At 45.8% G+C, this 18489-nt stretch carries 20 protein-coding genes; 7 read left to right on the top strand and 13 right to left on the bottom strand.

The window, feature by feature from the left end; genetic code table 11:
* The 4 genes from nagB to nagE are packed head-to-tail and all read left to right on the top strand — an operon-like array spanning window position 1 to window position 3738.
* Window positions 1–747 carry a glucosamine-6-phosphate deaminase gene (gene nagB / locus AB447_RS19640; RefSeq protein ID WP_048353854.1) on the top strand — a complete coding sequence of 249 codons (747 nt, stop codon included), beginning with the start codon at window positions 1–3 and terminating at the stop codon, window positions 745–747.
* Window positions 744–1475, top strand: a complete 732-nt coding sequence (locus AB447_RS19635; protein ID WP_048353853.1) for a GntR family transcriptional regulator — start codon at window positions 744–746, stop codon at window positions 1473–1475. The genes nagB and AB447_RS19635 overlap by 4 nt, the downstream gene beginning before the upstream one ends.
* Window positions 1472–2371 carry an N-acetylmuramic acid 6-phosphate etherase gene (gene murQ, locus AB447_RS19630; protein ID WP_057957722.1) on the top strand — a complete coding sequence of 300 codons (900 nt, stop codon included), beginning with the start codon at window positions 1472–1474 and terminating at the stop codon, window positions 2369–2371. Before AB447_RS19635 ends, murQ begins: the two co-directional genes overlap by 4 nt.
* Entirely contained in the window at window positions 2371–3738 is a 1368-nt protein-coding gene (gene nagE, locus AB447_RS19625) for an N-acetylglucosamine-specific PTS transporter subunit IIBC (protein WP_048353852.1), read from the top strand. Before murQ ends, nagE begins: the two co-directional genes overlap by 1 nt.
* 30 nt (window positions 3739–3768) lie before the next feature.
* Here nagE and rplI read toward each other — a convergent pair whose 3' ends face one another.
* The 4 genes from rplI to AB447_RS25955 all read right to left on the bottom strand — a co-directional run bounded on the left by rplI (window position 3769) and on the right by AB447_RS25955 (window position 7496).
* Complete coding sequence (gene rplI / locus AB447_RS19620; RefSeq protein ID WP_048353851.1) at window positions 3769–4218, bottom strand: 50S ribosomal protein L9; 450 nt, start codon at window positions 4216–4218, stop codon at window positions 3769–3771.
* Window positions 4215–6197, bottom strand: a complete 1983-nt coding sequence (locus tag AB447_RS19615) for a DHH family phosphoesterase (protein ID WP_057957721.1) — start codon at window positions 6195–6197, stop codon at window positions 4215–4217. Before AB447_RS19615 ends, rplI begins: the two co-directional genes overlap by 4 nt.
* 34 nt (window positions 6198–6231) lie before the next feature.
* A complete protein-coding gene (locus AB447_RS19610) occupies window positions 6232–7167 on the bottom strand; it encodes a YybS family protein (RefSeq protein WP_048353850.1) in 936 nt (311 codons plus the stop codon).
* Between the two features lie 221 nt (window positions 7168–7388).
* Window positions 7389–7496: a hypothetical protein gene (locus AB447_RS25955; protein WP_411801405.1), complete on the bottom strand. Its 108-nt coding sequence runs from the start codon at window positions 7494–7496 to the stop codon at window positions 7389–7391.
* A 182-nt stretch (window positions 7497–7678) separates the two neighbouring features.
* Here AB447_RS25955 and AB447_RS19605 point away from each other — a divergent pair, with 182 nt between their 5' ends.
* The gene (locus AB447_RS19605) at window positions 7679–8158 is read left to right on the top strand and encodes a spore coat protein (protein ID WP_048353848.1); all 480 of its coding nucleotides are present in this window, start codon (window positions 7679–7681) and stop codon (window positions 8156–8158) included.
* Between the two features lie 60 nt (window positions 8159–8218).
* Here the strand turns inward: AB447_RS19605 and AB447_RS19600 are convergent, their stop codons facing one another.
* The gene (locus tag AB447_RS19600; protein WP_082634678.1) at window positions 8219–9664 is read right to left on the bottom strand and encodes a SulP family inorganic anion transporter; all 1446 of its coding nucleotides are present in this window, start codon (window positions 9662–9664) and stop codon (window positions 8219–8221) included.
* Between the two features lie 185 nt (window positions 9665–9849).
* Here AB447_RS19600 and AB447_RS19595 point away from each other — a divergent pair, with 185 nt between their 5' ends.
* Window positions 9850–11148: an MFS transporter gene (locus AB447_RS19595; RefSeq protein WP_057957720.1), complete on the top strand. Its 1299-nt coding sequence runs from the start codon at window positions 9850–9852 to the stop codon at window positions 11146–11148.
* Window positions 11149–11256: 108 nt separating this feature from the next.
* Here AB447_RS19595 and rpsR read toward each other — a convergent pair whose 3' ends face one another.
* The 6 genes from rpsR to AB447_RS19565 all read right to left on the bottom strand — a co-directional run bounded on the left by rpsR (window position 11257) and on the right by AB447_RS19565 (window position 15143).
* Window positions 11257–11496 (bottom strand): 30S ribosomal protein S18, encoded by a 240-nt coding sequence (rpsR, locus tag AB447_RS19590; RefSeq protein WP_003178022.1) that lies wholly within the window; start codon window positions 11494–11496, stop codon window positions 11257–11259.
* A gap of 43 nt (window positions 11497–11539) precedes the next feature.
* Window positions 11540–12052: a single-stranded DNA-binding protein SsbA gene (ssbA, locus tag AB447_RS19585; protein ID WP_048353847.1), complete on the bottom strand. Its 513-nt coding sequence runs from the start codon at window positions 12050–12052 to the stop codon at window positions 11540–11542.
* A gap of 45 nt (window positions 12053–12097) precedes the next feature.
* Window positions 12098–12385, bottom strand: coding sequence for a 30S ribosomal protein S6 (rpsF, locus tag AB447_RS19580; protein ID WP_046129429.1), 288 nt, complete (start codon window positions 12383–12385; stop codon window positions 12098–12100).
* A gap of 112 nt (window positions 12386–12497) precedes the next feature.
* Complete coding sequence (ychF, locus tag AB447_RS19575) at window positions 12498–13598, bottom strand: redox-regulated ATPase YchF (RefSeq protein WP_046129430.1); 1101 nt, start codon at window positions 13596–13598, stop codon at window positions 12498–12500.
* Window positions 13599–13787: 189 nt separating this feature from the next.
* Complete coding sequence (locus AB447_RS19570; RefSeq protein ID WP_046129452.1) at window positions 13788–13994, bottom strand: DUF951 domain-containing protein; 207 nt, start codon at window positions 13992–13994, stop codon at window positions 13788–13790.
* Window positions 13995–14126: 132 nt separating this feature from the next.
* Window positions 14127–15143, bottom strand: coding sequence for a YkvI family membrane protein (locus AB447_RS19565; RefSeq protein ID WP_048353846.1), 1017 nt, complete (start codon window positions 15141–15143; stop codon window positions 14127–14129).
* 818 nt (window positions 15144–15961) lie between these two features.
* Between AB447_RS19565 and yyaC the strand changes: the two genes are divergently transcribed.
* Entirely contained in the window at window positions 15962–16579 is a 618-nt protein-coding gene (yyaC, locus tag AB447_RS19560; RefSeq protein ID WP_048353845.1) for a spore protease YyaC, read from the top strand.
* Between the two features lie 48 nt (window positions 16580–16627).
* On the opposite strand, the gene AB447_RS19555 is transcribed toward yyaC, so the two are convergent.
* Together AB447_RS19555 and soj are read right to left on the bottom strand one after the other, a co-directional pair.
* On the bottom strand, window positions 16628–17476 hold the full coding sequence (locus AB447_RS19555) for a ParB/RepB/Spo0J family partition protein (RefSeq protein WP_048353844.1): 849 nt from the start codon (window positions 17474–17476) through the stop codon (window positions 16628–16630).
* Window positions 17469–18230 (bottom strand): sporulation initiation inhibitor protein Soj, encoded by a 762-nt coding sequence (gene soj / locus AB447_RS19550; RefSeq protein WP_046129434.1) that lies wholly within the window; start codon window positions 18228–18230, stop codon window positions 17469–17471. Before soj ends, AB447_RS19555 begins: the two co-directional genes overlap by 8 nt.
* Window positions 18231–18489 lie beyond the last annotated feature (259 nt).

Here is an 18489-nt window from a genome sequence, read left to right as displayed (position 1 = left end):
ATGAAAATCATTGAAGCCAGGAATTATGAGGATATGAGCAAAAAAGCCGCCAGCTTCATCATCGAAAAAGTAAATGGTTCATCAGCGCCCGTGCTCGGGCTGGCCACCGGAGGAACGCCGCTTGGAACATACCGGTTCCTGCGGGAAGACCATCTGAACAATCAAACGTCTTACCAGCATGTCTATACAGTGAATTTAGACGAGTATGTCGGCCTTTCGCCTGATGATGACAACAGCTATACGTTTTACATGAAAAAAGAGCTTTTTGGCCACATCGACATTCCGGCGAGCCATACTCATTTGCCTGATGGAATGGCCGCAGATCTGCAAGGCGAGTGCCGGCGCTACGAATCTTTGATCGAGCGGCTCGGAGGCGTTGATCTGCAATTGCTCGGCCTCGGCATGAACGGCCACATCGGCTTCAATGAGCCGGGGACGCCATTTTCATCTGAAACACATGTCGTGGAACTGACCGATTCCACAAGAAAAGCAAATGCCCGTTATTTTGATTCTCTGTCATCTGTGCCTGCTCAGGCCCTCACGATGGGCATTGCTACGATCATGAGAAGCAAACAGATTCTGCTGCTCGTGTCAGGGAAGAAAAAGGCCGGCATTCTGGCAAAGCTGCTCAGCGAACAACCGAATGAGGACATTCCTGCTTCCGTCTTAAACATGCACCAGGACGTGGTGATCATCGCCGACAGTGACGCATTATCGATTGTAAAAGAAAGGAGCATGGCCTTTTGATCAAAAAAGATTCTCACATTCCTATATACTACCAAATCGAAACCGAAATTAAGAAGCTCGCAGAAACGAAGGATTTAAAACCCGGGGACCTCATCCCCTCTGAAAGGGAGTTTGCCGAAAAATACGAAGTGAGCAGAATGACCGTCAGGCAAGCCGTCAACAATCTCGTAAATGAAGGGATTCTGGTCAGGCAGCGGGGAAAAGGAACCTTCATTGCCGAACCAAAGATCGAGCAGCCTCTTCAAGGCCTGACGAGCTTTTCCGAAGACATGAAGTCAAGAGGTATGACGCCGGGAACGAAGATGATCGGTTTCGGGATCATTCCGTGTGATCATAGAACGGCTGCAAAGCTTGAGATACCTGAAGGCTCTTCCGTCTATGAAGTCAAACGGATCCGCCTTGCCGATAAAATTCCGATGGCTTATGAAATTTCTTATCTGCCCGTTGAACTTGTCAAAGGTCTCACAGAAGAAATGATGAATGCTTCGCTGTACGACTATGTAGAAAACAAACTGTCCCTTACAATCGACAGAGCCACGCAAACGCTTGAGCCTTCCATCGCACAGCAGACCGAAAGCGAACCGCTGGACATCGAGGCAGGATCACCCGTCCTATTAATCGAACGATGCAGCTATTTAACAAACGGCAGGCCGTTTGAGATGGTGAAATCGGTATACAGAGGAGACCGCTACAAATTCGTAATCGACATGAAGAGGAAAGAACGATGAAAACAACAGAAGGAACAAACGCAAAAAGCAAAACACTCGATGAGATGACTTCGCTCGATATCGCCGCACTGATGAACGAGGAAGACCATACGGTGCCGCAAGCCGTCAAACCGTGTCTTCCCGATATCGCCCATGCCGCCGACACGATTGTCAGCCGCCTTCAGTCGGGAGGCAGGGTGTTTGCCGCAGGAGCAGGCACGAGCGGAAGACTTGCCGTCCTTGACGCTGCCGAACTGCCGCCGACATTCTCGCTTGACGAACATCAGTGGATCGGCCTGATCGCCGGAAATTACGAAGCGATGTGGAAGCCGCTCGAAGAAAATGAAGACGATCGGGACATCATCGTCTCCCAGCTCAAGGCACGTTTATTTTCAGAAGCGGATGTGTTCATCGGCGTCACAGCCAGCGGCTCAACGCCTTATGTCCTTGCGGGATTATCCTATGCAAAAGAGATGGGAGCCGTCTCCGTTTCGATCAGCTGTAACAAGGAAACGGAAGCAGCCAGGTTCAGCGACATTGCGATTGAGGCTGAGACAGGACCGGAAATTATCCGCGGCTCGACCCGCTTAAAAGCGGGGACGGCTCAAAAACTGATTCTCAACATGCTGTCAACCGCGGCAATGGTCCGTCTCGGCCACGTCTATCAAAACGAGATGGTCAATATGCAATTGGTGAATCAAAAGCTCAAAAACCGGGCCGCAGGCATTTTAATGAACACGACCGGCATATCACGGGACGAAGCGTTGCAGGCTTTAAAAGAAAGCCGCTACAACGTCAAAGCAGCGATTTTTATGGTGCTGACGGGCGGGACGCTTGAAGAGGCAGACCGCTGTTTATCCTATGAAAATGGCCGTTTAAAACACGCGATTCAATATCATCGAAAGGGGTTTTCATGATGCTTGGTTTTCTTCAAAATATCGGGCGCGCTTTAATGCTGCCTATCGCCGTTCTTCCTGCTGCGGGCCTTTTGCTCGCTTTGGGAAGAGCAGATTTGTTCAACATTCCGTTTATCGCCGCCTCAGGACAATCGATCCTTGATCAATTGCCGATCATCTTTGCGATCGGGGTTGCCATCGGCTTATCGAAAGATAGCCACGGGGCCGCAGCTCTGTCGGGAGCAATCGGCTATTTCGTGCTGACGGGCGGCCTTGCAGCGATCAATAAAGATTTAAACATGGGCGTGCTCGGCGGTATTATCTCAGGCGTCGTCGCCGCTATGATGTACAACCGTTTTAAAGATGCGAAACTTCCGGAATGGCTCGGCTTCTTCGGCGGAAAACGCTGTGTCCCGATTATGACGGCCATGTCTTCTATCATTCTCGCGGCGATTTTCGGGTTTGTCTGGATATACGCACAGCAGGCGATCGATGCCGTCGGAAGCTGGATCATTCATGCCGGGGCGGTCGGCGTCGGAATTTTTGGCTTTTTAAACAGATTGCTGCTTCCGCTGGGACTTCATCACATTTTAAACAACATGGTATGGATGGTATTTGGGGAATTTGCCGGCAAAACGGGCGACATGAACCGATTCTTTGCCGGGGACCCGAGTGCCGGCGCATTTATGACAGGCTTCTTTCCGATCATGATGTTCGGCCTTCCTGCCGCATGTCTGGCAATGATTGCAGCCGCTAAAAAACACCGCCGCAAAGCAACGGCCGGATTTTTGATCGGCTTGGCGTTCACGTCGTTTTTAACCGGGATCACGGAACCTATCGAATTCACCTTTATGTTCCTGTCGCCATTGCTTTTCGGCATTCATGCCGTGTTAACGGCGAGCGCGATGGCCATCACCAATATGCTGGGCATCCATCACGGCTTTACATTTTCAGCGGGTATCATCGATTATCTTTTAAACTTTGGAATCGCCACAAAGCCGCTGCTCCTGCTGCCGATCGGACTGGCGTACGGCGCCATTTATTTCGTCTTGTTTTATTTCTTGATCACAAAGCTGAATTTAAAAACACCTGGACGTGAAGACGAAGAAGAAACAGCTGCGCCAGCTGAAATGGAAACGGGTTCATCCAAATACGAAAGCCTTGCCGTCCAATACCTTGAAGCACTGGGCGGAAAGGAAAACATTGATACGCTGAACAACTGCGTAACCCGCCTTCGCCTCAAAATTCGCGACGCATCCAAACTGGATGAAAAAGCGTTGAAAGCCATGGGAGCCAAAGGGATCGTCAAGCTGAACCAGCACGAAATTCAGGTGATCGTCGGCACAGATGTTGAATTTTTGGCAAACGAAATGCGAAAAGATTTATAAAAAAAAGCCCCTCTTGCAGGGGGCTTTATCTTATGATTGCTCTTTCACGTGTACTTTCAGCGTCGCCTGTACCTCCGGATGCAGCTTAACCGGTACGTTTGTATATCCCAGCGTGCGAATGGCATCGTTCAGTTCAATTTTCCGCTTGTCAACTTTTAATTGGTGTCCCTTTTGCAGCGCATCAGCAATCTGCTTGCTTGTGACAGAACCGAACAGACGGCCGCCTTCCCCTGACTTGGCAGAAAGCTCAACCGTAATGTTTTCAAGCTTTTCTTTCAGCTCTTTAGCCTGCTTCAGCTCTTCAGCCGCTTCTTTTTTCTCTTTCTTCTTCTGTCCTTCAAGCGCGCTGATGTTGGAAGGTGTCGCTTCAACAGCAAGGCCTTTTTTGATCAAAAAGTTGTGCGCGTATCCGTCCGCCACGTTTTTAACCTCGCCTTTTTTCCCTTTGCCTTTTACATCCTGTAAGAAAATTACCTTCATGTCTCATTGCCTCCTTCAAAATACTCGTCAATCTCTTCTTTTAGACGGCGGAGCGCCTCCTCAACCGAGACATCCGTCAGCTGTGTAGCGGCATTTGTTAAATGCCCCCCGCCTTCAAGAGCCTCCATGATGATTTGAACGTTTACCTCGCCTAGCGATCTCGCACTGATGCATACCGTGCTCTCGTCTCTTCTCGCCACTGCAAAAGAAGCTTCAACCTCGCTCATCGAAAGAAGAGAATCCGCGGCTTGAGCGATAATGACCTGGTCAAAATAGTCCTCATCCCCGCCGTCCGGCAGAGATGCAATGGCGATACCCTCTTTATAAAAGGATGTATGCTGAATGAGCCTCGCCCTTTTAATATAATGATCGGCTGTCTCTTTCAAAAACTTTTGCACAAGCACGGTGTCGGCGCCTTTAGCCCTCAAGTATGAGGCCGCATCAAACGTACGGGAGCCGGTACGGAGGGAAAAGCTTTTTGTATCGACGATGATCCCTGCCAGCAGTGCGGTCGCTTCAATCATATTGAGTTTCAAGCGTTTCGGCTGATACTCAAGCAGCTCGGTGACAAGCTCAGCCGTCGACGAAGCGTATGGCTCCATATAGACGAGCAGCGGATCTTTAATAAATTCTTCCCCTCTTCTATGATGATCGATTACGACAACATTTTCAATTTTATTGACCAGTCTCTCTTCGATAACAAAAGACGGCCTGTGCGTATCGACGATCACAAGCAGCGTATCATCTTTGGCAATCTCAAGCGCTTCTTCCGGCGTAATAAACCGCGACCAGAGCTCTTCGTATTTTTTGATTTCCCCGATTAGCCGCTGAACGCTTGCGCCGATCTGATCGGAGTCAATCACGACGAATCCGTCTTTTCCGTTCGCCTGCGCCACTTTTAAAATCCCGATCGCCGAACCGATGGAATCCATATCGGGATACTTATGCCCCATGATGATGACGTTGCTGCTTTCAGAAACGATTTCCTTAAGCGCATGGGAAATCACCCGCGCTCTAACCCGTGTCCGTTTTTCCATCGGGTTCGTTTTTCCGCCGTAAAATTTCACTTTTCCGTTCGGCTGCTTGATCGCCACCTGATCGCCGCCGCGGCCAAGCGCCAGATCAAGGCTTGATTGCGCAAGGTCGCCAAGCTCTTTCAAAGAGGAGACAGCCGCGCCGATCCCGATGCTTAATGTTAGCGAAATGGCATGAACAGACGTCTTTTCCCGGATTTCATCGAGAATTGAAAACTTCGATGTTTCCAATTCGCTTAAAATGTGCTCGTTTAATACACCGATAAACCGCTCGGAGGAAATCCGCTTGAGAAAAATGTCGTATTGTTTGGCCCATTGATTCAGAAGGGATGTCACTTCACTGTTCATCGTGCTTCTTGTCTGGTCATCAAGACCTTGTGTTACATCATCATAATTGTCTAAAAATATGTAAGCCAGAACCGTTCGTTCGTTTTCGTACTGCTTCTCAATCTGCGTTTGCTCTGTGACATCAAAGAAGTATAGGAGCTTTTCTTCCCTTTTAATGACGACGTTAAATTTCCGGTCGTTTAAGGTGATCGTTTCCGTATCGACTTCCTGCTTGATCAAAGGTACGACCGATTCGCAAATATCATAAAGCGACCTTCCGACGAGCGTACTTTCGCTAAAGCATGACGCCATGAACGGATTCGCCCATTCAACATAATACTGGTCATTGAAAAGCATGATCCCGATCGGCATTTCCAGCAGCGCTTCTTCCCCGACTTTTTTCAGCCTGTAAGACAAAGTCGAGATATAGTCATCCAACTCTTGCCTAATTTGAGAATCCGCACGTTTTAAAAAGAATAAAATGACGCCAAGGATAAGGACGCCGGCCGCTCCTGCCACCCAATTAAAATAAACGTTGATGAGGACAGAAATGATTGTAACGATAATTAAAGAATAAATGGGATATCGAAATAACGGTTTTTCATAAAAACTTGGCACTCCAATCAACTCCTCACCACCAGAGAGAACGTCATCACGATGATTTCTTTACTTTCTCTCTTAAGTTAAAACCTATGTCAATTATACCCAAGATACGGACAAGATACATCAAGGGCGTAAGCAGCCCGAAGATCAAAAAAAGAACCGGCAGGACCGTTGGCAGCTTTTTGGCGTGACAAAAATAAAAAACGAATGAAAAACCTTGAATGGCAATAATGAACCCCATCATCATGCTCGCGTTTAACATAACCGAGTAGAACACGCTTCCCTCTTCAGCAGGCGCCAGCGACAGAAGAATCGTCAGCACATACAGCCAAATCGTGCCCTGCGGAAGCTTCAGCTCCCTAAACGGCTTCAGGGACGGAATTTGCATGGCAAAACGCCGCAGCACCGGCTTTGCGATCAGATGATTTAAAAATGCGGTGATGGCGGAAAAGATCACGATCACCGTCGGATATAAATACTGCGCCTGTTTTAATTGTTCTCTGACGAGTTCCAGCTGTTTCGCCGCCTCATCGTCATTTCCAAACTGCTTCATAATCGATTCATACATATTGAATGATTCATTATATGATTGATTGATCTCTTCTATTAAGTTTAACCCGAGAAACTGAATACTAATAAACAACAGCAGCACAATGGAAACCATATAAGCAACGGCGGCTGAAGCAATCGCCTGTGCAGGCTCGTTTTTTCTGTAATGAAACCCCATGAGAATCCCTGCGGCAGTGACGGGAACAGCAAAAGCCAATCCGCTCAAAGAGCCTGTTATCAATGAAACAGGCAAGCTCACTAAGCCCATGAAAAGACCGGGCTTTACCCCGTGCCTGATCGTTTGAATCATGGCAGGCAAAGGCAATGCCAATAAGAGAAACGTTCCGACGAAAGGAAGATAGAGGCTTATCATCATTACAACGGCAAAAAGACTGACCAAAATAGCGCCTTCTACCAAAGCTCTTGTTTGTTTCACTTGTTCACCTCATATTTTTGTTTTCTGAATCCAAAAAGAGCAGTATGGACGACTGCTCTTTTTCCGTCGCAATTCATTTTCAAGAAGACGATAACATGAGCAGGTGCAAAGCCTTCTCTCATTGTTTCTTTAATATTAACATAAGGGCAAATCTCAAGTAAAATAAGGCCAGCAGCGGCGAAGGGAATGTTCCATGTGAAACATCCCCTTCAGCCGTTCAATCAATCTAAAAATCCGGATTTATCTTTATTTTTTTTCTTCGCCTTTCTGATCATAAACAAGATGATCAAAAACATGATCAATATCGTGATCCGAAGTCCCCCGCTCATAAATAAAAAGAAATCTTTTACAGAATCCAGCACCCTTTATCACCTCTCACTTGTGTAATCACTCAGCTGAAAAATCTCATACTTATGAATTCCCCTTTCCAAAACGGTCTGAAACGTTCCTTTAACCCTTCGGGGGTTTTGGGCATACGTTATCAAAGAGAAAGCAATAAAAGAGAATGGATATGAGTCATACAAGAACATTGGCATGGCATGAAACGCTGGAATTGCATGAACTGATCGCCTCACAATCAGTAGGCTTAATCAAGGTGAAAAAGAGCCTTAAAAAGATTAGAGATCCCCAGCTCAGACACCTTTACAGCATGGCGGCAAGAGGATTGGAGGGGAATTTACGAGAGCTTCTCCCGTTTTTGCCGAAGGCTCCGGTTTTCCACCGGGAGGATGAAAGAGCGGATCTTTTCTTTGAAGCAGGAGAGTTATTAGCATTGGCGAAAACAAGCGTCCGAAATTATGCAATCGCCATCACGGAAACGGCAACCCCTGAGCTGAGAAGAGTGCTGGTGAAGCAGATTAATGCAGCTATCAGGCTTCACGAGCAAGTCTTTCAGTACATGTACCAAAGGGGACTGTACCCTGCCTACAACCTCACTGAGCTCTTGAGGGGCGATGCGATGCACGCCCAGAAGGCGATTTCGATGCGATAAAAAACCAACCAGGAAGGATCTAATCCTTACTGGCTGTTTTTTTATCATGACACTGAACGCTCAAGGCAGATGATATGTCGCCATCTTTTTGACGAGCCTGCCGCTTGATTCATTCAAGCCCGTCACCTCAACGTCTGCGCCTTGATCCTTGTATTTCAGAATGATTTTGTCGATTGCCGCAACAGCGGAATCGTCCCATATATGCGCTTCTGAAAAATCAAAGATTACCTTTTTGGCATCATCGTCTATTTCGATGGATTTTACAAGGTCGTGTACAGATGCAAAGAAAATTTGGCCTTTGAGCATGTATGTTTTTTCTTGTCCGGCTGATGCGGTATCGACTTTGATTTTAGAAATTTTCGCCGCAAAAAAAATCGTGCTTAAGATGACCCCGGCAAACACGCCTTTTGACAAATCATGCGTGGCTACGACGGTAATGACTGTCACCAGCATGACAATCGAATCGGTAAGCGGCACCTTTCTCAACATGCCGAATGAAGACCAGTCAAATGTCCCAATGGAAACCATAATCATGACCCCTGCCAAAGCAGCCATCGGAATTTGGATGACCCAATCGCCCAGCACCATGATCAAAAACATTAAGAAAACACCTGCCACAAAAGTGGACAAACGTCCTCTTCCTCCTGATTTGACATTGATCACGGACTGGCCGATCATCGCACAGCCTGCCATGCCCCCGAAAAATCCGGCAACGATATTGGCTATTCCCTGACCGCGGCTTTCCCTATGTTTGTCGCTTTCCGTTTCCGTCATGTCGTCCACAATAGAAGATGTTAATAATGATTCTAAAAGACCGACGATGGAAAGGGCAAAAGCAGTCGGAAAAATGATCGACAACGTGTCAAAGTTCAAAGGAATATTCGGGATCATAAAAGATGGCAAAGATTGCTTAATCTCTCCCAAATCTCCGACCGTGCGAAGATCAAGATGGCCGAAAATAGAAAATACGGTCATGGCAATGATTGCAACAAGAGCAGATGGAACGGCTTTTGTGAAGCGGGGCAAAATGTAAATAATCAACAATGTAATACCGACAACCACATACGTCATATACGAAACTCCCACAAAATGGGGAACCTGGGCCAAAAAGATCAAAATGGCCAGCGCATTTACGAAACCTACCATAACCGACCGTGGAATAAATTTCATAAAGCGCGCGATTTTCAGTAACCCAAATATGAATTGGATGATTCCGGTTAAAATCGTAGTCGCAAACAAATACTCGATGCCGTAATCCCTGACCAGCGTACCCATTAAGAGAGCCATCGCCCCCGTTGCAGCCGAAATCATCGCCGGCCGCCCTCCTGCAAACGAGATCACAACAGCAATACAAAACGACGCATACAAACCGACCATCGGATCTACGCCCGCAATAATGGAAAACGCAATGGCTTCGGGAATGAGAGCCAGCGCTACGACGATACCCGAAAGGATATCACCCCGCACATTTGAAAACCATTCGCTATTTAATTGTTTGATACTCAAAATATTCAACACCTCTTTTATCTGTTTTGCTTCCAACTCTCATAGAAGCCGTCTGTTTTTAACATGATTCACTTTAGCAAACATGCATCAAAATGTCTATATTGGTTTTTCGGTTATCAGAAAGCGCAAAAAGGGAATGTATTTTGAAAAAAGGGATCAATCTAAGAAAAAGAGGAGGTTTCATCATGGCGCAAGAGCTGGAAAAACGGCCGGGGCATACAAGATGGTATATTTCATCATTATTAAGCAGCATGATCATTTTAAATTATTTTGACCGCGTCGCCATTTCTGTCGCAGCTCCTGCGATACAGGACTCCTTTCAGTTGACGGCGACACAATTGGGCGTGGTCTTTTCGATATATACTTATTCCTACACCCTCATGCATCTTCCCGTCGGCAGTTTGCTGGACAGGTTCGGCGTCGCCTGGGTAACAAGGATCGGAATGACGATTTGGAGCCTTTTAACGGTCATTTTGGCTTTTTTGCATGGAAAACTGCTGTTATATATCGTTCGTTTTTTAATCGGACTGACAAGCGCATCGGCCTTTCCTGCTGCTTCGAAAGCGACCGCCCTCTGGTTTCCGCCGAATGAACGCGGCCTTGCCAATTCGTTGTTTGATTCGGCTGCAAAATTTGCAAATGTAATCGGTGCGCCGCTCGTTGCATTCCTTGTGACGACGTATGACTGGCGGACTGCATTTTTGACGATCGGAATCATGAATATATGTTTTACGATCTTTTTCTGGTGGTATTATGAACAGCCTGACCGGCATAAATTGGTTTCAAAAGAAGAGCTTCATTACATTCAAAAGCACAATGCCGTGTCAACTGAAAAAATATCAGAACGGACAATGGACGCCCTGAAAACGATGATAACGAACCGAAAAGCATGGGGGCTGATGATCGGGTTTACCGGTTACGGTTATACGTTCAACCTGCTGTTAACTTGGCTCCCCACCTTTTTTAAAGAAACCTATGGACTGGATATCATGTCATCAGGACTGTTTACAGCCGTTCCCTGGCTTATCTCGACCATCTCCGGAATCATTGTCGGCGGATGGCTTGTCGACACTTTGATAAAAAAGGGGCATTCAAATACAAAAGTGTATCAAACGATCATCGTTATCGGCATGAGCCTGGGATTTGCCTTTTTAGGCGCGATTTTTACGCACAACATCATTATTGCGATCATTTGTATTTCCGTCGGACTGGCAGGGATTTCGGCAACGGCGCCCATCGGCTGGTCCATTTCGGCTGATATTGCCCCTTCGGGCTCCATCTCCCTTCTCAGTTCGATGGTCAATCTCGCCAATAATCTGTTTGGCGGTATTATCGCGGTGTCATTGACAGGATATTTGTTCGACATGACCGGGTCTTTTACTCTCAGTTTCCTCGTCGCGGGATTTGTATTGCTGCTGGGGCTCGTTTTCTACTTGGCCGTCCTCGGAGATATAGAGCAGATTCAAGTGTCGAAAAGAAAATAAAGTTTCACTATTTGGGAAATATTACATCAATCACATTGGTTTATCCATTTGTTCAAAATAAAAAAGAACAAGAACCGCATAGGGTTCTTGTTCTTTTTATATCTCGGCTTACTCGCCTGCTACGTATGGAAGTAAAGCCATTTGACGAGCGCGTTTGATTGCAACTGTCAATTTACGTTGGTATTTCGCGCTTGTTCCTGTTACACGGCGTGGTAAAATTTTACCGCGCTCAGAGATGAATTTTCTAAGAAGATCTACATCTTTGTAGTCGATGTGCGTAATTCCGTTAGAAGTGAAATAACACACTTTACGGCGTTTCGCACGACCGCCTCTGCGTCCTCCTGCCATTGCTATTTCCCTCCTTTCTTTTTTTAAGTCCGTCCGTCATCCATTAAAACGGCAAGTCGTCATCTGAGATGTCAATCGGTTTGCCGTCGTTTGCAAATGGATCGTCATTAAAGCTGTTGCTTTGATTGCGATTCTGATTGCTCTGACCGCCGCCAAATGGATTCTGATCGTTTTGTTCGCCGCCAAAGTACTGGCCTCCCTGGCCTCCGCTGTAACCGCCGGCACCAGAACCGCCGCCTTTAGGCTCCAAAAATTGAACACTTTCAGCTTGAACTTCCGTCACATATACACGCTGTCCTTGCTGATTTTCGTAGTTCCTCGTTTGCAAACGGCCATCTACACCCGCAAGGCTTCCTTTTTTAAGGAAATTCGCAACATTTTCAGCTTGTCTTCTCCAAACGACACAGTTGATGAAATCTGCTTCACGTTCGCCCTGCTGATTCGTAAACGTACGGTTTACAGCGAGCGTAAAGGTGGCAACTGCCGCACCGCTGGGAGTATAACGAAGCTCTGGATCCTTTGTCAGTCTGCCGACTAAAACAACTCGGTTAAGCATATGAGAGACCATCCTTTTGCTTTAGAATATATCATTCATTTCTGTTTACTCTTCTTCTTTAACCACAATGTGGCGAATGATGTCATCACTGATTTTAGCTAAACGGTCAAATTCTTGAACTGCTTCAGCACCAGATTGAACGTTTACGATTTGGTAGAATCCGTCGCGGAAATCGTTGATTTCGTAAGCAAGACGGCGTTTTCCCCAATCTTTTGTTTCAGTGATCTCCGCACCGTTTGTCGTTAAGATGTTGTTAAAACGCTCAACAACAGCCTTTTTAGACTCTTCATCAACGTCTGGACGGATGATGTACATGATTTCGTACTTTCTCATTTGTATTTGCACCTCCTTTTGGACTAAGCGGCCCATCACTTGGGCAAGGAGCAATAATCCTATTACTCACAATTTTATATTATATCAAAGCTCTTGTCCCTTTTCAACAGCGTTATACATTGAAACGGAAATGAATCACGTCGCCGTCTTTAACGATGTATTCTTTTCCTTCAAGTCGGACTTTCCCAGCTTCTTTTGCCGCGGACATGCTTCCCGCTTCAAGCAGATCGTCGTATGCCACAGTTTCCGCACGGATAAATCCGCGTTCGAAGTCCGAATGGATGATGCCCGCGCATTCCGGAGCCTTCATGCCTTTTTTGAACGTCCAGGCTCTGACTTCCTGCTCTCCCGCCGTAAAATAAGTTGCCAGTCCGAGCAGGGAGTAAGATGCCCTAATTAATTGGTCAAGACCGGATTCTTCGATTCCCAGCTCTTCAAGAAACATCGCTTTCTCCTCGCCTTCAAGCTCGGCGATTTCAGATTCGATCTTCGCGCAGACGACGATCACCTCAGCGTTTTCAGCGGCGGCGAATTCCTTGACTTTCCGGACGTATTCGTTACCTGAAGGATCAGCCACTTCATCCTCGCTGACATTCGCTACATATAATACGGGTTTAGTCGTTAAAAGATGAAGCTGTTTCAGCACTTTTTGCTGCTCTTCGGTAAACTCGACAGAGCGCGCCGGCTTTTCTTGTTCAAACGCTTCCTTTAATTTTGTCAAAATCTCAAATTCAAAGACAGCTTCCTTATCTTTTTGTTTCGCCATCTTTCCGACGCGGCCGATCCGCTTCTCAACGGTTTCAAGATCCGCCAATATCAGCTCAAGATTGATCGTCTCGATATCGGATATTGGATCCACTTTTCCGGAGACGTGCGTAATATTGTCATCAGCAAAACAGCGGACGACATGGCAAATCGCATCAACTTGGCGAATGTGGGACAAGAACTTATTTCCAAGACCTTCTCCTTTGGACGCCCCTTTTACAATACCCGCGATATCGGTAAATTCGAATGCGGTGGGAACGGTTTTCTTCGGATTGACGAGCTCTGTCAGCTTTTGCAGACGCTCATCCGGCACCTCAACGATCCCGACGTTTGGATCAATCGTACAAAACGGGTAGTTGGCCGATTCTGCCCCGGCCTGTGTAATCGCGTTAAATAAGGTTGATTTCCCGACGTTCGGCAAACCAACAATCCCAGCTGTTAAAGCCATTCTTTCATCTCCTCTATAAATAAACATCCATATGACATTCGTGTAATTCAAACCTGCAACAATTATAAGGATGATTACTGTAAAAAACAAGCTGACAAAACATGCTTTTCAATAACTGAAACGGGTGAAAATCTTTTTTTGCCAAAAATCGATAATCAAGCCACCAAAAAAGCATGGGGCCCGTATATATTAAGAATCGGACTCCTCATGCTTCACCAGAATCTTTTTCATCTTTCTTTGAAATTCTTTGCGGGGAATCATGACGCTGTGGGCACAACCCTCGCATTTAATTCTGATATCCATCCCCATTCGAATCACTTTCCAGCGGTTCGTCCCGCACGGATGCGGCTTTTTCATTTCGACCACGTCATTCAGGCCAAATTCTTTATCCGCCAACATCGTTCACCTCTTTAAAATTCCTTTTTTGTGATCCTATTGTACAAAAAACGACATGGAAAGGGCAATTTTTCAAAACATGAGATCATTCGAATATAACAGATTAATTATATCGATATAATATAACCCATTTTAATTTTTCCATTTGCATAATATGGGATAAAGCAAAATATTTACTAATAAATAAAGATTCAGCAGTCCGTAAATCGGGTATAAAAAAGCGATCAAATTAGAAAAGCCGAATGATGTGAAAGGCAGCATCAGCAAAAGAAGGAATAGCGCAATGGTCCATCTCGGCCATTTCACCAGCGTAAGAAAACGGCTTGACAGTCCGAGAATGCTAGTGACGGTCGTCGTATAAATCGCTACGCAAAGAACGGCTGTCATAAACATGAACATCGGAAAAGGCGCACCTTCCAAAACCGCGAATAATGGAATTTCATAATGCGACAGCTGCCCGGCAAGCACGACAAGCGTTTCATTGTACATGAATGAAATTGAGCCAAATACCAAACCGCTGAGAAGGCTGGCAATCCGCGCTTCGCCAAGCCCCTTCAACTCCTTGCCAACCGCGGACAAGACGGCAACGACCGACAAAACGTTCAGCGAAGCGAATGCAATCCCGGCAGGCCAATTATATTGACGGTTCATATTGAGCAGCCAAGGCTGCTGATGCGCTGCATGAAATGAAATCAGCGCATACAGCAATCCGGCTACCAGAATGGGAATTAAATAGCTGTTCACTGATAGAATCCCGTTTAGCCCCCATAGAAAAATAAATGCCGTGCACAAAGCAAATAAGCCGACACCCGCCCAAAACGGGATTTGAAACATTTGCAACGTAACCCCGCCTCCGGCAATCATGACGATCGTCGTCGTAAATAAATATAAAATGATGAGCAGATCGTATACTTTTGCGAGCATAGGACCGATCAATTTTTCAAGAATGGGAAGAAAATGCTCTGACTTTTCTTCAAAGCTGATTTTCATCACAATATATGTAGACAGAGTGAATATGATCGTGAACAACAGGATAGCCAGTCCGCTTTCATCGCCAAAAAACTGCCATATTTCCTGGCCGGATGCATATCCTGCACCTATTAAACTTCCCAAAATGAGAAGCATCCACTTCATCCCGGCTCTCCACACGATTTGATCACCTCGTCGATCGTTTTAAGCTTGTTTCCGTTTTACTGTTACTATACTGACCTGATTCATGAAAGATTCCAAAAAGGAGCATCGGAATTTGGAGAAACGGATCAGGTCAAGTTGAGGGGATAGCCATGACCGCGGCGGACGGTGCTGTTTTAGATGATGCCGGATGATCCGCAGCGTGTAGAACGCGCCGTTTTGGCTGGACATTCCGCCAACAAAATGATGTATGACCAAACCGACCGGCAATTTGCCGACCAATATTTGTGATGTTATTTCTATATTCAGCCTGAGCCCTATCTTAGCTCTCTTTCGATGGCAAGCAAGGCATATGGATCGGTAACGCCCAATACGTACGTTGTTATCGCAACCCTTCATGCGTGCATGCCGTCCGTAAAGACTATCGCCCTTCAGCAACTATCGATTTCGAAATAGAAGAAGCTTAAAACACAAAAAAGTCAAACAGCCTCTCCCCGGTCGGGCAGCTCTTTGATGTTCTTTAGATGCGACGGAAACCTGCAGACCCGTTGAGAGGATTTCCGCTGTCCTGCGGCCCCTTTATTTCCCGAGGGTTTGCTATCAGCACTGAATCAATTTCTCATATAAGACCGGTCCTCTTCTTGCTTTTTTTGTTATATTTTACATGAGTCCTTTTCTTACAATCTTCTACTCCTTCAGTTCACGCAACAAACCCAAATTGCCCTCTGGTCTTACGCTTTTTCAATCCAAGCATAAAACAAGACAACACTGGATATACTGGAAATAAAAATCTGGTACAACAATTCTGTTATTACGATGACAAGGATGTGAAACATTTGAATCGAAAAGGCGGGCTCTTTTCTCAAGAACCAATAAACGAATATATTTCCCATTCAGATCCGTTGGCAGTCAAACAAATTGAAAAAGTTCTTTCTATCCATCTAAAACAGGCGGCCGATCGCCCCGTTGCCATCGTCTGTATCGGCACGGACCGCTCCACAGGCGATTCGCTCGGCCCCCTCGTCGGAATGAAGCTTGCCGAAAAACGGCTGACGCGGTTTCATGTATATGGAACGCTTGCCGATCCGGTTCATGCCGTCAACTTGACCGAAAAGCTGAAAACGATTCATCAAGACCATCAAAATCCCTTCATTATCGCTATTGATGCCTGTCTCGGACGAACTAAAAGCGTTGGCTCCTTTCAAATAGGCAAAGGACCATTAAAGCCAGGCGCCGGTGTACAAAAAAATCTGCCTGAAGTCGGCGATGTACACATCAACGGCATCGTCAATGTCAGCGGGTTTATGGAGTATTTTGTCTTGCAGAACACGAGGCTCAATCTTGTCATGAGCATGTCAAATGTCCTTGCGGAAGGGTTGTTGCATCTTGAAAAAGCAGCCGGATGGCTCCGGCCTCATCTATCGCCGATTCAAAAAATAACGGGAAGAATGTAATCAAAAAAACCATCTGTTATCCAGATGGTTTCAGCTCATTTACGGATATTACGAATGCCCCTCAGACAAAAGTTCAAGGATGCGCTCCAGATCTTCGTTTGAATAAAATTCAATTTCGATTCTGCCTTTTTTCTTTTGCTTTTTAATGGTGACCGGCGTTCCAAAATAATTTTGCAAATATGTTTCCCGTTCTTTAATAACCGCATCTTTCGTTGGCTTCGGTTTCTTTGTTTCACGTGGAACATTGGCGTTCATTTGCTGAATCAGTTTTTCAAGCTGCCGGACATTCAGCTGTTCAGATACAACCTTTTGGACCAATGGTTCAAGCTTCTTTTTATTTTTCAGCCCGAGCAGTGTTCTTCCGTGCCCCATCGACAGCGTACCGTCATCGATTAAAGCTTGAACGTTCTCAGGCAGCGTCAAAAGTCTTAAATGATTGGCAATATGAGGACGGCTTTTGCCAAGCCTTTTTGCAAGCTGTTCCTGTGTCAAATCAAGGTGCTTTAATAAAGACTCATAGGCTTTTGCTTCCTCAAGCGGAGACAGGTCTTCTCGCTGAAGATTTTCCAATAAGGCAATCTCCATCATCAGGGAATCTGACAGTTCGCGGACAATCGCAGGAATGGTTTCCAAACCGGCTTTTTCAGCAGCCCGAAAGCGCCGCTCTCCTGCTACGATATCGTAGCCTTTGATGGACTTCCTGACAATGATCGGCTGCAAAACGCCATGCTGTAAAATGGATTCTTTTAAATCTTTCAACGATTGATCATCAAACGTTTTCCTTGGCTGATAAGGGTTTGGCCGCAAATCTTTCAGCTTGATTTCTTCAACCGTTTCCTCCGATAAATCGACATTTGAAAACAACGCATTAATCCCTTTTCCGAGACCTTTAGGCATTCGCAGCCACTTCCTTTGCTAAATCTAAATAGACTTCCGCTCCCCTGGAACGCGGATCATATAAAATAATCGGCTTTCCGTGACTCGGTGCTTCACTTAATCTGACGTTCCGCGGAATGACGGTTTTATATACTTTATCCCGGAAGTATTTTTTCACTTCTTCAATGACCTGTATGCCTAAATTCGTTCTTGCATCAAGCATTGTCAGCAATACGCCGTCTATCATAAGGTCGGTATTCAAGTGCTTTTGCACGAGCCTGACGGAGTTGAGAAGCTGGCTTAGCCCTTCCAAAGCATAGTACTCACACTGCACGGGTATGACAACGGAATCCGAAGCCGTCAGCGCGTTGATGGTAAGCAGCCCCAATGAAGGCGGACAGTCGATGATCATAAAATCGTAGTTTTGTTTGACCGATTCTAAAGCGCGCTTCAATCTGACTTCGCGGGAAATGGTCGGCACGAGCTCGATTTCGGCACCCGCCAGCTGAATCGTAGCCGGAATGACATCCAAATTTTCGACGGATGTTGTTTTGATGACGTCTTTGACGTCTGCATCATCCACTAATATATCGTACACACATTGATCAACATCAGCTTTTTCTATTCCAATTCCGCTTGTTGCGTTTCCTTGCGGGTCTATGTCGACTAGCAAAACCCTTTTCCCGATGTAAGCTAAGCAAGCTCCCAGGTTGACAGAGGTTGTTGTTTTACCAACGCCTCCTTTTTGGTTTGTGATCGCAATAATTTTCCCCACAATGTCACCTACTTTCACATTGAACAAGTTTCTCTCATTTCTCTATTTTAACAAAAAAAGAATCGGCCGTTTGCATTTTTTGAATTTTTGTTTTTTGTGTCGAAACGGTGACATTGCATTTTTTTACAAAAAAGAGTAATTTTTTTGCATGAGGAAGAAAAAAAGATGATTTAGTCGAATGAGGGAAAAATAATATTATTATACAAGGATAATAATTAAAGAAAGGAAACCCTGGAACATCCACGTGTTCCAGGGCAGA

The organism is Bacillus glycinifermentans (assembly GCF_001042475.2).
GTDB lineage: Bacteria > Bacillota > Bacilli > Bacillales > Bacillaceae > Bacillus > Bacillus glycinifermentans.
This window is presented reverse-complemented; position numbering and strand designations above follow the sequence as displayed.

Excerpts from the sequence above, each read along its gene's own strand:
- nagB (WP_048353854.1), top strand. The coding sequence starts at position 1 with ATGAAAATCATTGAAGCCAGGAATTATGAGGATATGAGCAAAAAAGCC.
- murQ (WP_057957722.1), top strand. The coding sequence starts at position 1,472 with ATGAAAACAACAGAAGGAACAAACGCAAAAAGCAAAACACTCGATGAG.
- nagE (WP_048353852.1), top strand. The coding sequence starts at position 2,371 with ATGCTTGGTTTTCTTCAAAATATCGGGCGCGCTTTAATGCTGCCTATC.
- rplI (WP_048353851.1), bottom strand. The coding sequence starts at position 4,218 with ATGAAGGTAATTTTCTTACAGGATGTAAAAGGCAAAGGGAAAAAAGGC.
- AB447_RS25955 (WP_411801405.1), bottom strand. The coding sequence starts at position 7,496 with ATGAGCGGGGGACTTCGGATCACGATATTGATCATGTTTTTGATCATC.
- AB447_RS19605 (WP_048353848.1), top strand. The coding sequence starts at position 7,679 with ATGAGTCATACAAGAACATTGGCATGGCATGAAACGCTGGAATTGCAT.
- AB447_RS19595 (WP_057957720.1), top strand. The coding sequence starts at position 9,850 with ATGGCGCAAGAGCTGGAAAAACGGCCGGGGCATACAAGATGGTATATT.
- rpsR (WP_003178022.1), bottom strand. The coding sequence starts at position 11,496 with ATGGCAGGAGGACGCAGAGGCGGTCGTGCGAAACGCCGTAAAGTGTGT.
- ssbA (WP_048353847.1), bottom strand. The coding sequence starts at position 12,052 with ATGCTTAACCGAGTTGTTTTAGTCGGCAGACTGACAAAGGATCCAGAG.
- rpsF (WP_046129429.1), bottom strand. The coding sequence starts at position 12,385 with ATGAGAAAGTACGAAATCATGTACATCATCCGTCCAGACGTTGATGAA.
- ychF (WP_046129430.1), bottom strand. The coding sequence starts at position 13,598 with ATGGCTTTAACAGCTGGGATTGTTGGTTTGCCGAACGTCGGGAAATCA.
- AB447_RS19555 (WP_048353844.1), bottom strand. The coding sequence starts at position 17,476 with ATGCCTAAAGGTCTCGGAAAAGGGATTAATGCGTTGTTTTCAAATGTC.